Genomic DNA, 14,490 nt, shown 5'->3' on the forward strand with positions numbered 1-14,490 from the left:
ATTAAATAATGGATAACATGTAAAATTTACTGAAAGAGTAGCCAAATAATTTCCCTTTTTGGTTACTCTTTTTCATTTGTCCTTTTCATATGGTAGTATGGTATTGAAGAAATGTAAATTTAATGGAGGTAAAAATGTCAATCACTTATAAAGTTTTGTTCCTAGATATTGATGGAACTATCTTAACACCAGAAGATACGATCCAAGATTCCACAAAAAAAGCAGTGCAATTAATGAAAGAAAAAGGATTAGAGGTCTTTTTAGCAACTGGAAGACCACTACATGAAATATCACATATTGGAGAGACACTCGCCATAGAATCGTTTATCGGTTATAATGGCGAGTATGCAATACATAATGGAAAAGATGTTTTTAGACAACCGATGAGTCCTGACTTGGTCACGAAATACTTAGATATTGCCAATGAAAAGGGAAATGAACTAATTTTATATACAAATACTCATAATTTACTTTCCCACCCTGAAGAGAAAATGACAAAACAATTTAGTGAAAAATTCCATTTAAAGCAAAATAGAGCTTTTACTCTAGATGAAAAAGCGAATATTCTAGGAATTACTATTATCAATTTAAGAGAGGAAGATATTTCACTATACGAAGATTTTCCTGATATCCACTTATCACAAGTTAATATCGATGGATTTAGACATTCCTATGATGTTATTAGTGATAAAGTAAATAAAGGGTTTGCTGTCTCCCTTATTTTAAAAAGATTAGGAATCGAGAAAGAAGCTTCTATTGCTTTTGGAGATGGTCTAAATGACAAAGAAATGCTCGAAGTAGTTGGAGAAGGATTCGCTATGGGGAATGCACATGAGTTGTTGTTTTCCTATGCTAAGCATACAACCACATCTGTTACCGATTCAGGTATTTACAATGGCTTAAAATGGCTTGGATTAATCGAAGAATAAGTAATCATTCCTTTAACAAAAAGGATCAGTCTCCTAAAACGGAAACTGATCCTTTTTTGTTACACTTCTGTACTTTCCTCAGTAGCTTCTTTGTTCAGATGTTGTAATATTTTCTTATCAAAATATTCTTCATTCATCTTGTAGGAGATTTCAAATGCTGGAGTGCTGGCAAATTCTTTTTTTATCCAGAAAAAATTCTCTTCTTTTATTGGCTCTGTTAAATCAAGCATAATAGTGATTTCAAGAGAGATAAGATTTTTGTTTTTTGTAATATTTACAGTTGGATTCGTACTTCTTGCTACTTTGTTTATAAGCTTTTTGTTAAAAAGCATGGAAAAGTGAAGTTCGTTACCGCTTTTATTTTTCTTATTGACTTTTAGTAAATAAGAATCACCTAAATCTACTAATTTCTCTTTATCCATATTCTCTATTGCTAAAATTAAGCGTATGTACGTATTTTCCACTGGTGAAATGTTTATTTTTGTCGAACTCATTTGTTACCTCCTCTTACTTGAAACCGCAAAATGAACCCTCTTTATCATATGACAACATTTCATTTATTATAACGAAAAAAGGGGGCAAAAAATAACTGCATAAATATAAATTATAATGGCAATATCCTATTGTTTGCATCCTTCATCTCCTACCTTGTATATTCTTATCTTTCTAACGTTATAATGCAAATAAAATGCTTAAAGAAAAGAATGCATTTTGGAGGAAAGAAATACCTTTCATGTGTATAATAAAAATTGTAGTAACTTTTCATAGTTATTAGGAATTTTTAAATGAGGAGCTTAAAGATATGAATGAAATTAAAACAGTAGAAACATTTGAAGAAATTATTAACAATGGAGATACAAATATTGTGAAGTTTTTTACCACTTGGTGCCCTGATTGTACAAGAATGGATATGTTCATTGGGGAAATCATGGAAGCAAACAATGACAAAAAATGGTATAGTTTAAATAAAGATGAACTTCCTGAAATAGCAGAAAAATATGATGTCATGGGGATTCCCAGCCTGTTAGTTTTTAAAGACGGCGAAAAAATTGGTCACTTACACAGCGCCAATGCCAAAACACCTGAGCAGGTAGAAGACTTTTTAGCATCATATAAATAATTTTTGGAAATAAAACGAGGAGAAATATTGATTTCTCCTCTCAGCTTGTTGACAAAAGGAATTTAGAAAATGCAAATGGAATTATTATGCATTGATTGGAGTGGAAGAGGTGAGACTCCTTTGGGAGATGCGAGACAGTCTGAGACCCTGCAAGTGGCTCAGCGCGACCCCCACGGAAAGCGAACCCCAGTAGCGGAAATCAACTCTTATTTAAAAGAATGTATATTTATAAACTAAGACAAAAGAGGATCAGAATGTTTTCATTCTGATCCCCTTTTATCTTATATGGTCTTTTTTCGTTATTTTATTGTATTTTAATCTATTCTTTATACTCTTCTTAAGTTGTTACCGGACTCACCCAAGTCCAGTTGGCCGTCAAGCGTAGTCTCCATCTTGTGAACTAAGTGATTTGGTGGAACAAGTTAATCTAAGCAATCATTTCTAATTGATCTCTTTGAATAGAAGAATGTTTGGAAAGCATGATTTCACCTCTAAAAAATATCTACCTATATTTTAAAACCAGAGCAGTTAAAATTCTAGACTAACTTGATGAAACCAGGTTGATTGGAGCGGAAGAGGTGTGACTCCTTTGGGAGATGCGAGAAAGTCCGAGACACTGCAGGAGCGTATGATACGAAGCGGCTCGGCGCTCGCCCCAAGGAAAGCGAACCCCAGTAGCGGAAATCAACACCCTATTAGAAGAGATCACAAAAAAAGACCATAGGCAAAACCTCAAAATTCAAGGAGTTTGTCTATAGTCTGAAAATTAGACTCATCTTTTTTTAGGCTATCCTAACTCAACCTGTATTACGTAAACCAGCAGCGATGCCATTAATGGTTAAAAGAACTTGGTTCAGTAATTCCTTATCAGGAACTTCTTGGTCACGAAGCTGTTTAATTAAATCAACTTGGAAGAAATTCAATGGATCTACATATGGATTTCTTCTATAAACAGACTCTTGAATAGAAGGTGTGTGATCAAGTAATTCTTCTATACCAGTGATTTCTAATAAAATAGCTCTTGTCTTATCATACTCTTCTTTAATATTTTGATAAATACGATTACCAATGGCTTCATTTTCCACAAGGGAAGAATATTCTCTTGCTGTTGTTAAATCTGCCTTCATTAATGCCATTTGTAAATTATCAATCGTCGAGTGGAAGAATGGCCATTTTGCGTACATTTGTTTTAAAATTTCAATATTACCTGATTTTTGCTGAGCAAACTCAGTTAATCCAGTACCAGCAGCATACCAAGCAGGAAGCAGCTGTCTACTTTGAGTCCATGCAAAAACCCATGGGATGGCACGAAGATTTTCAAAAGTTGTCATATTTTTTCTGCTCATTGGCCGTGAACCAATTTTTAAATTTCCGATTTCATTTAAAGGCGTTGCTTCTTTAAAATAAGTCATAAAATCAGGATCATTAAAAACCAATGATTGATATTTTGCAAGCGCAATAGCAGATATTTCTTCCATGCAATCTTCCCAAAGATTTCTCTCCTCTTTATGTTCGCTAATATCCTTAGAAATATGAGCAATTGCCATAAGCAACGTAGAAGTTGCTTGCTCTAAGCTTCTAAAAGCAATATCTTCTAATAAATAGCGCGAGGATAATACTTCCCCTTGTTCCGTGATTTTCACGCCATCCCCTAATGTTTCACCTGGTTGAGATAGGATACTCTTATTCAACGGACCACCGCCGCGACCAAGTGAACCGCCACGACCATGGAAAAATTTCAAGCCGATTTGATAGTTACTAGCCATTTCGTGAATTTCACGCTGAGCTTTAAATAATTTCCAGTTTGCTGTTAATGTGCCACCGTCTTTACTACCATCAGAATATCCTAGCATGATTTCCTGCTGGTCATTATGTTGTCTTAAATGTTCACGATAAACCGGCATACGGAATAATGTTTCAATGATTTCAGGACCGGCGATTAAATCATCAATTGTCTCTAATAATGGTGCTACATTTAAGTGACTTTCTACTGTTCCATCCGCATGCAGTCGATAAATTCCAGCTTCTTTTGCTAATACAAGTACTTCAAGAATATCACTTGGCGACTGTGTCATACTGATTAAATAAACATTAATTGCTCGTTCTCCAAACTTCTTATGTGCTTCTCTAATCATGTTAAAGGTGCTAATCATTTCCTGTGTTTCATTTGAATAATCTTCGTTTAATAACAGAATAGGACGAGGATCATTCAAAACAGATTCAAGAATTCCTAATTTTTCATTTTCTGGTAAATTTTTATAATCATCTGTTATGCCGACTTTACGCAGAATCTCGTCTATAGCTGCCTCATGCTCACCACTATGATTACGAATATCCAATGTGGCTAAATGAAAACCAAACAATTGCACTTGTCGAATTAGTTTTTGTAAATCTTTTTGCTGATGAGCTTTCGGTTGGTGCAAGGCAAAGCTTTCTTGAATTAAATATAAATCATCAAGTAACTCTCCTGCCTTCACATAACCTTTTTCAGATTTGCCATATTCTTTTAATCTTTCTAAAATAATTGAAAATTTCCGGCGATAAACTTCTTTTTCAACTGGCCATTTCTTTTCTGGTGTAAGATATAGCTGTTCTTCCTCCATAATCGTCTGAATAAGCTTTGAACTAACCTTAACACGATTAGTAGAATGACTGAATCTCTTCATCAATTCATCTACTGCATGAATGTATTTTTGGATGACTAATTCATTTTGCTTATGCAGTGTTTGCCATGTAACGTCAGGTGTTACATTTGGGTTACCATCTCTGTCTCCACCAATCCAAGAACCAAACCATAAGAAATTAGGTACTTTCCATTCGAAATTAGGATAGTTTTCATCCAGAGCATCCTGAACCTCTTGATGGATTTCTGGCAATACATCAAATAATGTTTGCTCAAAATAATAAAGACCATTTCTAACTTCATCCATTACGGTAGGACGTTCCTGCCGTAATTCATCTGTCTGCCACATGATCGTTATCTCTTCAAATAGATCATCATTTAAATGCTGTCTCTCTTTCTTCGTCAACATTGGGTTATCAAGTTGTTTTAAGATATTAGCAATTCTCTTTTGCGATTCTAAAATCGTACGTTTTGTTGATTCTGTTGGATGCGCTGTAATAATAAGTTCTAACGAAAGAGTATTTAACACTTCTTGAATGGTCTCTTCAGATAAATTCTTTTGTTTAAATGCCATGATTGCACGATCAATGGAATATGGCTGTACACCTTTTTCTTGACTTAGTTGGTATTCTCTTCTACGACGAATACGATGATTTAACTCAGCAACATTCACCAAATGAAAATATTTCGAAAACGCTCGAATAACTTGTCTGCGAACTGGCTTATCTAGTCTTTCCATTTCGAACTTTAATTGGTTATATGTATGTTCATTATTTGTTTCCCGCAGTTCTTTTGCTAATTTACGAATTATTTCTACCTTGTCTAATAATTCTTGGCCACCATGGTGGATAAGTACCTCACCAAGAATATTTCCAAGGTGTTTGACATCTTTTCGTAAAGGTAAACTGCTCTCATTTCCTTTTATCGTTGTTGTCATTAGATTACCATCCCTTAATCTAAATTTTTTAACATAAATACTTTATTACCATTAATCCTATCATTATTCTTTTAAAAATTCATTAACAAAAATCGATAATTAATAGATAAATAAGATAGATCTTTAAGGAATCATCTATTTTTTATATTAATCATCCAACAATAAGCATCTATTGGATTTTTTTGTAAATTATTCTTTGGACTTATGGGAATACATGAGACCTAAATATTATTTTTTCGTGATTCTCATCATTTATGTCATTAATGTATATAACCTAAAAAACTAAATATGTAAACTTAAATGCTCTGTTACGCTTAAAAGTGACGGATTAAATACAGAACAGGTTTCATTTAGGAGTTAATTATAACATATAACAGTCAGTATGGAAATGTCTCATTTAGAATGAGGACAAAAGCAAATATTAAAAAACAGGAAGTGTTTCCACTTCCTGTTTTTTAATGATGATGTTGTTCTTTTGATGGATTATAAATAGTGAATCCTGGCTGTGGAACATGGAAATATTGAATCCATACACCATCCAAGAAATCTGCATCTCTCGTATCTAATAAAATGGGAATATCTTTGTCAGACTGCACCACTTCATCATGTTCCGTCTTCTTGTCCAATTTTAAATCGTAATGTGCATGGTTTCCATGATTCTCTGTTATGTATACCCGAATCATTTCTCCTTCTTCAGCTTTTTCTAACATTTGATTAAGCACTTTAACAGCGTGTCTGTTTATTTTGACTTTCATCTAATAATCCTCCTAAGCAAACATTTGCCTTCTTCATAATACTATCCCATTGTAATCTTCCGGAAGGACGTTTGCAAATAATCAAGACTGTATGAGCAAATTAATTCATTTTCTTCTGTTTCTATTATGCAGAGCTCCTTTGCTCTTTTATAAAGATTCTCTAGATTGTCTCCCTTCTGTTTATAAAAACAAAAAAGCAATCCAATATATCTAAATGGATTACTCTTAAAATTCAATATAATCAAGTCAGAGCAAGCTCATTTTGAAGGGATTTTAAAGTATTAAGCTCCTTGGCAAAAAGCTCAAACTGCTCTTTATTTAAGCCATCTAACGATTCATTTACTTTATATTCTAAATAATTCATTCTTAATTCCATATCCATTAAGGAAGTGATCTTTTTATTCGCAATAAATTCTTCTATTTCATCTATGAACATGAAGAAACTATAGTCATTTACCATAACAAGTAAAAGCCAGCCAAGCGAATCAACGTATTTTTTTTCTTCAGTAACGGTAATTATATCTCCTTTATGTAAATCAAGAATGAAAGTATGTTCAGGTCTAGGACAGGTACATTCGATCATATATTGAAATGGAGCTAAAACAATGAAATCATTTTTCATTATATCTTACACCTTCCTAATCTTTTCGTTATTTGTTTTCATTTTAAATGAAAATGATTATCACTGTCAATTATTTTTCCTTATAATAATATTGAGGGTAAAGAATATCCTTTTTATTAAAAAGTAAGTTATATTCCTCTAACTCCACCTTTAGGATTTAAAACAAAACCCCTATACTCCACCCCTCAATATTATGGAGTGGAGTATAGGGGTTCCTATGGTTAAACAGATTGTGTTTCAACCACAGATGTAACTTTTTCGATATTAGTTTTACTCGTATTTCTATTAGCTATTTTTTCCTTGAAGGTACTCATCATAAAGGAAATTATAAATACTGATACAATACTGTATAAGCCTCTAATTAGTCCTACACTGTACAAGCCAATTAAAATAACAATTGTATCAAAAATAAAATTTGTTTTTCCCATATTCCAATTAAATTGTTTTTGAAGTGTAATAGACAGAATTTGGGCTCCCCCTAAAGACGAACCATTCATAAACAAAATAATAGTTCCTATTCCAATAATAAAGCCCCCAATGATAGATCCTAGTAGAGGATATAGAGCGAATGGCGGTAGAATGATGGATAACAAATAGGAAAATAATGTAACTAACGATACAGCTAAAATGGTTGAAATCGTAAATTTCTTCCCCATTTTAAAGTAAGACAAAATATAAAACGGGATATTTATTAAAGTAAATAAGATTGAAAATGAAATAGGTAATAAATAAGAGATACTTAATGCGAGTCCAGCTGTTCCTCCAGTAACAATTGCTGACCCTTTTAATAAATACAGACCAAATGATGTAATTAAACAACCAAACATCATTACTATTATTTTTCTCAATGCAACACACTCCTATAGTAATCATGATAAGTAGAAGATAAAAGAGGATTTATCGGTGAAATCCTAAAAATTTGTGATTTTAGGGTGGAATTCTTACATATATAATGATAGAATATATCGAAGTGTTTTTACATACCAATATGAATGTAATTACCTTGTACTTCCTCTATTTCGCATAAATATATGCATCATTACATTCATTTTGCAAAAAGGAGTATTCATTAAAATGGATAAGGTTGACATACAACTACTAAAAATTTTACAAGAAGATGCCAGAATTACGGTTAGTGATTTATCCAAAAAGTTAGCTTTGAGTCGCCCGAGTGTTTCGGAAAGATTATTAAGATTGCAAGAAAAGGGTATAATTTTAGAATTCAGCGCCCGAATTTCACCTGCAAAGTTGGGGAGAGAAACGCTTTTATACATTCAAATCAGTGAACTAAAAGAAGAACCACATGCATTTGAGGAATTTATTAAAACAGAAGCAGACATTATTGAATGCCACCGTGTAACCGGTACTGTCAGTTATATTATTAAAGCAGCTGTTTCTGGAATAGACGGAATGAGAAATTTGGTCGATCGCTTAATTCCCTATGGCACTATTAATACTTCAGTCATCTTGGCTTCACCTGTTCCCTTTAGACATATATTACCTAACGAACAATCACAATAAAGAACAAAAAATGAAAAAGTCTAGTCGTCATAAGTGGCAAAATGTCTCCTATGATGACCAGACTTTTCTTCTTGCTTAATCTAATATAGCGAATAATTCTTCAAGCTGATGTATTTCATATGTGGGCAGTACATCTTGCTTTTCAGCCTTTTCGCGATTAATCCAAACGGACTTAATTCCCGCCCGATTAGCTCCTAAAATATCTGTCATTAAATTATCTCCCACCATTATGCATTCTGATTTGTCTACACCTATTAAAGAAACAGCATGCTCAAATATAGAAGGATCAGGCTTTCCTCTGCCAAAATCGCCAGAAATTACAATATGATCAAAATAAGGAGAAATTTCAGGTGTAATAGATAGCTTTGTATTTTGCAAATGAGGTGATCCATTCGTTAATAATAACAATGAGTATTTCCCCTTTAATTGATTAAGGACAGAAAATGTTTCTTCATATACGAAAGGAGATTTCTTTCTATTTTCTGGAAAAGCTTCCGCTAATTCTTCGCCAAATTCAGGATCATCAATTCCAAGTGCTAGTAATCCTTTGGTCCATGCATCTTTCCGGTAAAACCGGATGAGCTCTCTCATTTTTGGAAAAGAAGCATGTTCTTCAAGAAACTCTCCCCAAAGTCCTTCAAAGGGATTAATCCCAATCATTTTCGTAAATTCATATGTATCATAACCTTCATATAAAGCTCTGGCTTCCTTCCGCACAGCTTCTTCTAAGCGTACAGCCGAAATAGTATATTTCTCTTCTGCCAATTTACATGTTTTAAAAAAAGCTTCTTGTACACTTTTTTTATCCCATAGTAGTGTATCATCCAAATCAAAAATAATTGCTTTAATTGTCATTTTCCGTTTCTCCTTTTAAACAAAAATATTTTATTCAAAGCATAGCCAAGAAAAAGGAATCTTTCTTTATAAGATTACAAGTGTTTTTAAACCACGTAAACCCTTCTTTTTCATAAAAAAAGAACTTTGCTATTAGAAGCAAAATCCTTCTTTGAAAAATAATATTTTAAGATATTATTTTAGTTTTTTTATAAAAACAACTTTTAAATAATTACTTTCTGTTACCTCATTAATATTCGCAAAATCGGCAGGTAAACCAAATTGTTCGACTATTTGATATGTTTCTTTCTGATGATGAAAGGCAGCATCAATAAATCCCTTAAACTTCTTCATATCAAAGGTTGCACAATTGGTGGAAGCGACAATAATTCCGCCATTTTTGGTTATGGCAATTGCTTCTTTAAGTAAATTAGTATAGTCTTTTGCTGCGCGAAAAGTATGCTTTTTTGAACGTGCGAAGCTAGGAGGATCTAGAATGACCATATCAAAGCTAAGTTGTTTCTTTACTGCGTATTTAAAATAGTGAAAAACATCTTCTACGATAATTTTTTGATTTGATAAGTCAATATCATTTAACAGAAAATTATCTGTTGTTTTCTGCTTGCTTCGATTTGCCAAATCAACACTAGTAGTCGATAAACTACCACCGACAGCTGCCGCGACCGAAAAAGCCCCTGTATAAGAAAAAGTATTTAGAACATTTCTCCCTTTTGCATATTGATCTCGAATTGTTTTGCGAACATCTTTTTGATCTAAAAAGATTCCTGTCATAGCCCCTTCATTCAAGTTTACTGCGTATTTAATCCCATTTTCTAAAATAGTAATGGGGAAATCAGCTTTTTTCCCAACCACAAAATCATCGTCTTCCATATATGTTCCATTATCGTCGAATCTTTTTTTCTCATAGATTCCGTCTATTTCTAATAATCGCTGCAACGATTCAATAATCCAGCTTTTATATTTATAAATGCCAATACTGTACCATTGGATTAACAGATAATTTTGGTAGAGATCAACAGAAAATCCTCCAATACCATCGCCTTCCCCATTAAAAATTCGAAAAGCAGTCGTTTCATGATCCTTAAAATAGGCTGCTCTTTTATCAATCGCTTTTTTTAGCCGCTTTTCAAAAAAAGCACCATCAATGGGAATGTTCCTTTCTCTTGTTAAAATCCAGCCAATTCCTTTATTTTGAATAGCATAATATCCTCTGCCAATAAATTTGTTTTTCTTTGTTATAACGTCAATTATTTGCCCTTCCTCAAGAGAAGTATTAGCATTTATAGCTTCTTTATAAATTAAGGGATTTCCATTTAGTAAATTTTTCTCAAATGGTGTTTCAATTTGTACTGTTACGATTTCCATTTTGCCACCTTTAACTTTCCGACCTAATATTTTCATATGCCCTTTCTATTATACATGAAATGAAGCTAGACGCTAATTTTCCTATCGTAATTTGGATTAATCGTATATTACATTTTTTCCTTCTTCACTTAACTTTTTTAAAGATTCAAGCATATGATTTATTTCTTCATCAGAATGTCTTTCCCATGCGCCTAACTCAGCTATAATTTTCACGGGGGATTTAGAACATACGAGCGGGTTGGGTTTCCTGGAAATCTCTTGTCCGTTACGTTCGGGTCATTTTCAAAATCACCTAATGGTTCTACAATGTATATTCGTTCTTTTGAAGTAGACCTCGCTAACTCAGCACCCCATTTAGCAGCATTTAATGTTGCAGTAAAATATATATGGTTCGATTTTTTATCTTGGTAATTTGATAAGTGATTAGGTTCTAATAAATCGCCAATTTTCAGTTCTGCTTTCGTACCATGAAAAAACGGTCCATTGTCTAAAGCATTTATTTTAGTATCCATCCAATGCACTCCTTAATTATTTTGATTTTTGTACAACAATATTAGTATAGTGGGAATTTATTAAAAAACTAGTCTATAAATAGTAGTGTTAGTAATGGTATAATATTAGTAGAAAAAGAAATAATTATTTAACTAAATGGGATTAGATTAGACTGGACTAGGTACTATCTTAAGTGAACTGCGAGAATATCCTAGATCCTGCCCGGAGAGCACAATAAAATAGCAGGCTTCGTCATAATTATTCCGTAAAAAGCGAAACAAAAGTCTGCACGCGTCTCCTGCAAGACTTCTTTAATAAGTCAAAAACCGAACGAATATACGGCGATGCTAATAGGATAGTCGTATATTCGTTCGGTTTTATATTTGGTTAGAATACTTTTGCTCAGCCTCTTTTTATTTCACGCAAATTATCTCATCGACAATGCCATATTCTTTTGCTTCTTCAGCACTCATAAAATAATCCCTTTCTGTATCATTTGCTATTTTCTCAAAAGTTTGACCCGTTTTCTCAGCCATAATACGATTAATATGTTCTTTTAGTTTTAATATTCGTTTCGCAGATATTTCAATTTCAGTTGCCTGCCCTCTCGTTCCACCTAATGGTTGATGAATCATAATTTCGCTATTCGGTAAGGCATATCTTTTGCCTTTCGTACCGGCAAGAAGTAATAACGCACCAAAGGATCCAGCCATTCCTGTACAAATAGTCCGAACATCCGGCTTAATATAGTGCATCGTATCATAAATAGCAAAACCAGCAGAGGTGGAACCGCCAGGGCTATTGATATATATAGAAATATCTTTATCTGGATCTTCTGCTGCAAGAAATAGCAGCTGAGCCACGATATTGTTAGCAACTTGGTCATTGATTTCATCTCCAAGCATAATAATTCTATCCTTCAAAAGTCTTGAATATATGTCATAGGACCTTTCTCCATTTGCTGATTGTTCAATAACATAAGGAATAGTACTCATTTGTTATAAACCTCCTGTATTCGATTATTATGCGGCCATAAGCATTGGCTGTTGAGACAAATATTTTTTTTCTTCTTTAGCTAAAAGGATGTTTTTATAGATTGAATTAATTAAAATAGCGGGATCTTCTCTCTTTAGTACCTCATAGTACAGCCTTTGTATGTTTCCCTTATCTTCATCATGCTGATTTTTAACGATTATCGTTTCTTTTTTCACTTGATTCCTGGCTCGGAACAATACTGATTTCACAGCAGTTTCTGTTATATTTAATAATTCTCCAACTTCTTTTAAGCGAAATTGAAACCCCTCTACGAGCAGATAAATTATCCCTTGTTTAAAGGTCAATTTTTCAGCTAGGAATTCAGCCAGCATCAGAGAGGTTAAATTTTTTTCTTCTGCTTTTGGTTCCTTTACTGGGATACCAATAATATCTTGTTTTTTTCTTAATTTATCAATCAATTGATTATCAGCAATTTTTTTGAGTAAAGCAGGCGTAATATCTTTATCTTTATAATTTTCCATCGCTTTTAAAAGGGCTTCTTGAATTAAATCTTCTCGTTCCCATTTATCTAAAGAAAGATACCGACAATAGGAATCGAGTTTTTGATACAGAATTTTTATATTTTGCATTTCCATCCTCATTGATAAATCCCTCCTTTGACTGTTTATATATAGAACGTTTCAGATAGCGAAAAAGATACGGGGTCAAAAAAATTATTCTTCTAATCGATATTTTTTCTCCTTTTGATTTTCAGGCACTTTCTTAGCCAACTCCATTGTATTAAGCAACTTTCTTGCACGGTCTTCCACGATATTATAGCTCTGCCATTTTTGATCTGTATGCTGAAGGCGTTCCTTTTTTGCAAGCAATAATTCTTTTACCCTCTTCATATCAGGATTTTTTTCGTAATAATCTACTAGAACCGGAATAGCTGAATAAGATAGAGAATCTATATAGGTAAAATCAATTAAATTTGTTTCCTCAAACCGCTGCAAATTTTTGCTAACGATTATACGATCGATGTCCATAACATTCAGGCCACAGTAATATAACAAGGAGAGCAATAAGTAAAAACGCATAAGTTGAATTTTCTCCATCCAAATTTTTATCAATGTGAATGAGAAAAATACCGCCAATAGTAAAATAAAAGAATGAGAAAATAATCGTAAATACGTATAACCATACGCCTGTTCATATAAAGACAATCGTAAATGAGCAGACAAAAGAATGATAAAGCTAAAAGCAATTAAAAAGGATAAAATTATTTTTAAGAAAAGAGTGCGTTGTTTAGCAAAGCTATTTACTAACAAAATAATTGATATGTTAATCACTGTCACGATAATAAGTTCAAAGAATCCTCTTCTCGCATAGGTAGCATATGTAAAACCTTTCATTAATACATCATTGAAAAAATATTGAAATTGTACGATGGTATAAAATATATATAGCCCATTAATGAAAAGTAAAATAGTTAATAAAGTTGCTTGCTCCCATCTTCCTTGTTTTCCTTTTCTTTCGCTTGGAATAATAATCGACCTTTTACTAATTGTCTTCATGAATAGTAATAGAAAAATAAATATTAAACCTATTCGTAGCAATGTACTTATTCCATCTATATGGAATGAAAAAAGCCGGGTGATTATGGTTACCATCATATTATTAAAATGCTGATCTGAGGAACTAAGCAGGAAAATTAATAACATTAAAATCGGTGTTACAATAACCATTCCTAATACTATTCTTTTTATAGCGACATAATTCCTTTCATCAGCACGTCTCTTTACCGATTTCCGCACAAGAAAGGTTAAATATTTTCCTAATTTAAAAAAGGAAGATACTTTCTTTTTTAAATAAAAGAAAACATCTTTATTGCTCCAACTAAGAAAAGAAGGACTCGTTAGTAACGTTGTATGAAAGCCGATTAAACTAAAAACAACAATAAAATTTAAGGCATAAAAATACGGATTAGCAATGAAAACAAAAGACAATGTTAATAGCCATATGCACACAAATAAATATATACCAATTAAACGATGTGTATGCGTTTGTTTCCTCGTTAAATAAAAATAATAAACATAAAAAACGACAACAAAAATACTAAGCGAAATTCCAATTGTCTCTGTAAATAACGTTATTTCTGCAATAATTGCTAGTAAAAAACAGCCTATAAAATAAATAATATTTTTCTTGTTCATGCTATTTCCTCCTTTACATAGATAATCTATATAGTTAAACAAAAAAATAAATAGAACTTCGTTACACAGTAATACTAGGT

The 14,490-nt window shown here is 32.7% G+C and carries 13 protein-coding genes and 1 pseudogene; 3 read left to right on the forward strand and 11 right to left on the reverse strand.

The window, feature by feature from the left end; all coding sequences use genetic code 11:
* The first annotated feature begins 134 nt into the window (after positions 1–134).
* Positions 135–929, forward strand: a complete 795-nt coding sequence (locus tag MHH96_RS18285; protein ID WP_341117833.1) for an HAD family hydrolase — start codon at positions 135–137, stop codon at positions 927–929.
* Positions 930–988: 59 nt separating this feature from the next.
* Here the strand turns inward: MHH96_RS18285 and MHH96_RS18290 are convergent, their stop codons facing one another.
* Positions 989–1,423, reverse strand: a complete 435-nt coding sequence (locus tag MHH96_RS18290; RefSeq protein ID WP_047940613.1) for a hypothetical protein — start codon at positions 1,421–1,423, stop codon at positions 989–991.
* A 308-nt stretch (positions 1,424–1,731) separates the two neighbouring features.
* On the opposite strand from MHH96_RS18290, the gene MHH96_RS18295 reads away from it, so the two are divergent.
* Positions 1,732–2,049 carry a thioredoxin family protein gene (locus MHH96_RS18295; protein ID WP_047940612.1) on the forward strand — a complete coding sequence of 106 codons (318 nt, stop codon included), beginning with the start codon at positions 1,732–1,734 and terminating at the stop codon, positions 2,047–2,049.
* Between the two features lie 797 nt (positions 2,050–2,846).
* Here MHH96_RS18295 and ppc read toward each other — a convergent pair.
* The 4 genes from ppc to MHH96_RS18315 all read right to left on the reverse strand — a co-directional run bounded on the left by ppc (position 2,847) and on the right by MHH96_RS18315 (position 7,834).
* Positions 2,847–5,609 carry a phosphoenolpyruvate carboxylase gene (ppc, locus tag MHH96_RS18300; RefSeq protein ID WP_341117834.1) on the reverse strand — a complete coding sequence of 921 codons (2,763 nt, stop codon included), beginning with the start codon at positions 5,607–5,609 and terminating at the stop codon, positions 2,847–2,849.
* A 455-nt stretch (positions 5,610–6,064) separates the two neighbouring features.
* The gene (locus MHH96_RS18305; protein WP_061796239.1) at positions 6,065–6,364 is read right to left on the reverse strand and encodes a heme biosynthesis protein HemY; all 300 of its coding nucleotides are present in this window, start codon (positions 6,362–6,364) and stop codon (positions 6,065–6,067) included.
* 241 nt (positions 6,365–6,605) lie between these two features.
* Positions 6,606–6,986: a hypothetical protein gene (locus tag MHH96_RS18310; RefSeq protein WP_047940609.1), complete on the reverse strand. Its 381-nt coding sequence runs from the start codon at positions 6,984–6,986 to the stop codon at positions 6,606–6,608.
* A 221-nt stretch (positions 6,987–7,207) separates the two neighbouring features.
* Complete coding sequence (locus MHH96_RS18315) at positions 7,208–7,834, reverse strand: YitT family protein (protein WP_047940608.1); 627 nt, start codon at positions 7,832–7,834, stop codon at positions 7,208–7,210.
* Positions 7,835–8,060: 226 nt separating this feature from the next.
* Between MHH96_RS18315 and MHH96_RS18320 the strand changes: the two genes are divergently transcribed.
* Positions 8,061–8,507, forward strand: a complete 447-nt coding sequence (locus tag MHH96_RS18320) for an Lrp/AsnC family transcriptional regulator (protein WP_047940607.1) — start codon at positions 8,061–8,063, stop codon at positions 8,505–8,507.
* A 75-nt stretch (positions 8,508–8,582) separates the two neighbouring features.
* On the opposite strand, the gene MHH96_RS18325 is transcribed toward MHH96_RS18320, so the two are convergent.
* The 6 genes and pseudogenes from MHH96_RS18325 to MHH96_RS18350 all read right to left on the reverse strand — a co-directional run bounded on the left by MHH96_RS18325 (position 8,583) and on the right by MHH96_RS18350 (position 14,410).
* Positions 8,583–9,362: an HAD family hydrolase gene (locus MHH96_RS18325; protein WP_047940606.1), complete on the reverse strand. Its 780-nt coding sequence runs from the start codon at positions 9,360–9,362 to the stop codon at positions 8,583–8,585.
* Between the two features lie 174 nt (positions 9,363–9,536).
* Positions 9,537–10,727, reverse strand: a complete 1,191-nt coding sequence (locus MHH96_RS18330) for a class I SAM-dependent rRNA methyltransferase (protein ID WP_047940605.1) — start codon at positions 10,725–10,727, stop codon at positions 9,537–9,539.
* Positions 10,728–10,823: 96 nt separating this feature from the next.
* A pseudogene (arr, locus tag MHH96_RS18335) lies at positions 10,824–11,239 on the reverse strand (NAD(+)--rifampin ADP-ribosyltransferase).
* Between the two features lie 393 nt (positions 11,240–11,632).
* Positions 11,633–12,214 carry an ATP-dependent Clp endopeptidase proteolytic subunit ClpP gene (gene clpP / locus MHH96_RS18340; RefSeq protein ID WP_144546378.1) on the reverse strand — a complete coding sequence of 194 codons (582 nt, stop codon included), beginning with the start codon at positions 12,212–12,214 and terminating at the stop codon, positions 11,633–11,635.
* A gap of 27 nt (positions 12,215–12,241) precedes the next feature.
* On the reverse strand, positions 12,242–12,856 hold the full coding sequence (locus tag MHH96_RS18345) for a sigma factor (RefSeq protein ID WP_144546376.1): 615 nt from the start codon (positions 12,854–12,856) through the stop codon (positions 12,242–12,244).
* A gap of 72 nt (positions 12,857–12,928) precedes the next feature.
* A complete protein-coding gene (locus tag MHH96_RS18350; protein ID WP_341117836.1) occupies positions 12,929–14,410 on the reverse strand; it encodes a DUF4153 domain-containing protein in 1,482 nt (493 codons plus the stop codon).
* Between the last annotated feature and the right edge of the window lie 80 nt (positions 14,411–14,490).

The organism is Niallia sp. FSL K6-0212, assembly GCF_038007605.1.
GTDB classification, from domain to species: domain Bacteria; phylum Bacillota; class Bacilli; order Bacillales; family Cytobacillaceae; genus Niallia; species Niallia circulans.

Excerpts from the sequence above, each read along its gene's own strand:
- MHH96_RS18285 (WP_341117833.1), top strand. The coding sequence starts at position 135 with ATGTCAATCACTTATAAAGTTTTGTTCCTAGATATTGATGGAACTATC.
- MHH96_RS18290 (WP_047940613.1), bottom strand. The coding sequence starts at position 1,423 with ATGAGTTCGACAAAAATAAACATTTCACCAGTGGAAAATACGTACATA.
- MHH96_RS18295 (WP_047940612.1), top strand. The coding sequence starts at position 1,732 with ATGAATGAAATTAAAACAGTAGAAACATTTGAAGAAATTATTAACAAT.
- ppc (WP_341117834.1), bottom strand. The coding sequence starts at position 5,609 with ATGACAACAACGATAAAAGGAAATGAGAGCAGTTTACCTTTACGAAAA.
- MHH96_RS18305 (WP_061796239.1), bottom strand. The coding sequence starts at position 6,364 with ATGAAAGTCAAAATAAACAGACACGCTGTTAAAGTGCTTAATCAAATG.
- MHH96_RS18310 (WP_047940609.1), bottom strand. The coding sequence starts at position 6,986 with ATGAAAAATGATTTCATTGTTTTAGCTCCATTTCAATATATGATCGAA.
- MHH96_RS18320 (WP_047940607.1), top strand. The coding sequence starts at position 8,061 with ATGGATAAGGTTGACATACAACTACTAAAAATTTTACAAGAAGATGCC.
- MHH96_RS18325 (WP_047940606.1), bottom strand. The coding sequence starts at position 9,362 with ATGACAATTAAAGCAATTATTTTTGATTTGGATGATACACTACTATGG.
- MHH96_RS18330 (WP_047940605.1), bottom strand. The coding sequence starts at position 10,727 with ATGGAAATCGTAACAGTACAAATTGAAACACCATTTGAGAAAAATTTA.
- clpP (WP_144546378.1), bottom strand. The coding sequence starts at position 12,214 with ATGAGTACTATTCCTTATGTTATTGAACAATCAGCAAATGGAGAAAGG.
- MHH96_RS18345 (WP_144546376.1), bottom strand. The coding sequence starts at position 12,856 with ATGAGGATGGAAATGCAAAATATAAAAATTCTGTATCAAAAACTCGAT.
- MHH96_RS18350 (WP_341117836.1), bottom strand. The coding sequence starts at position 14,410 with ATGAACAAGAAAAATATTATTTATTTTATAGGCTGTTTTTTACTAGCA.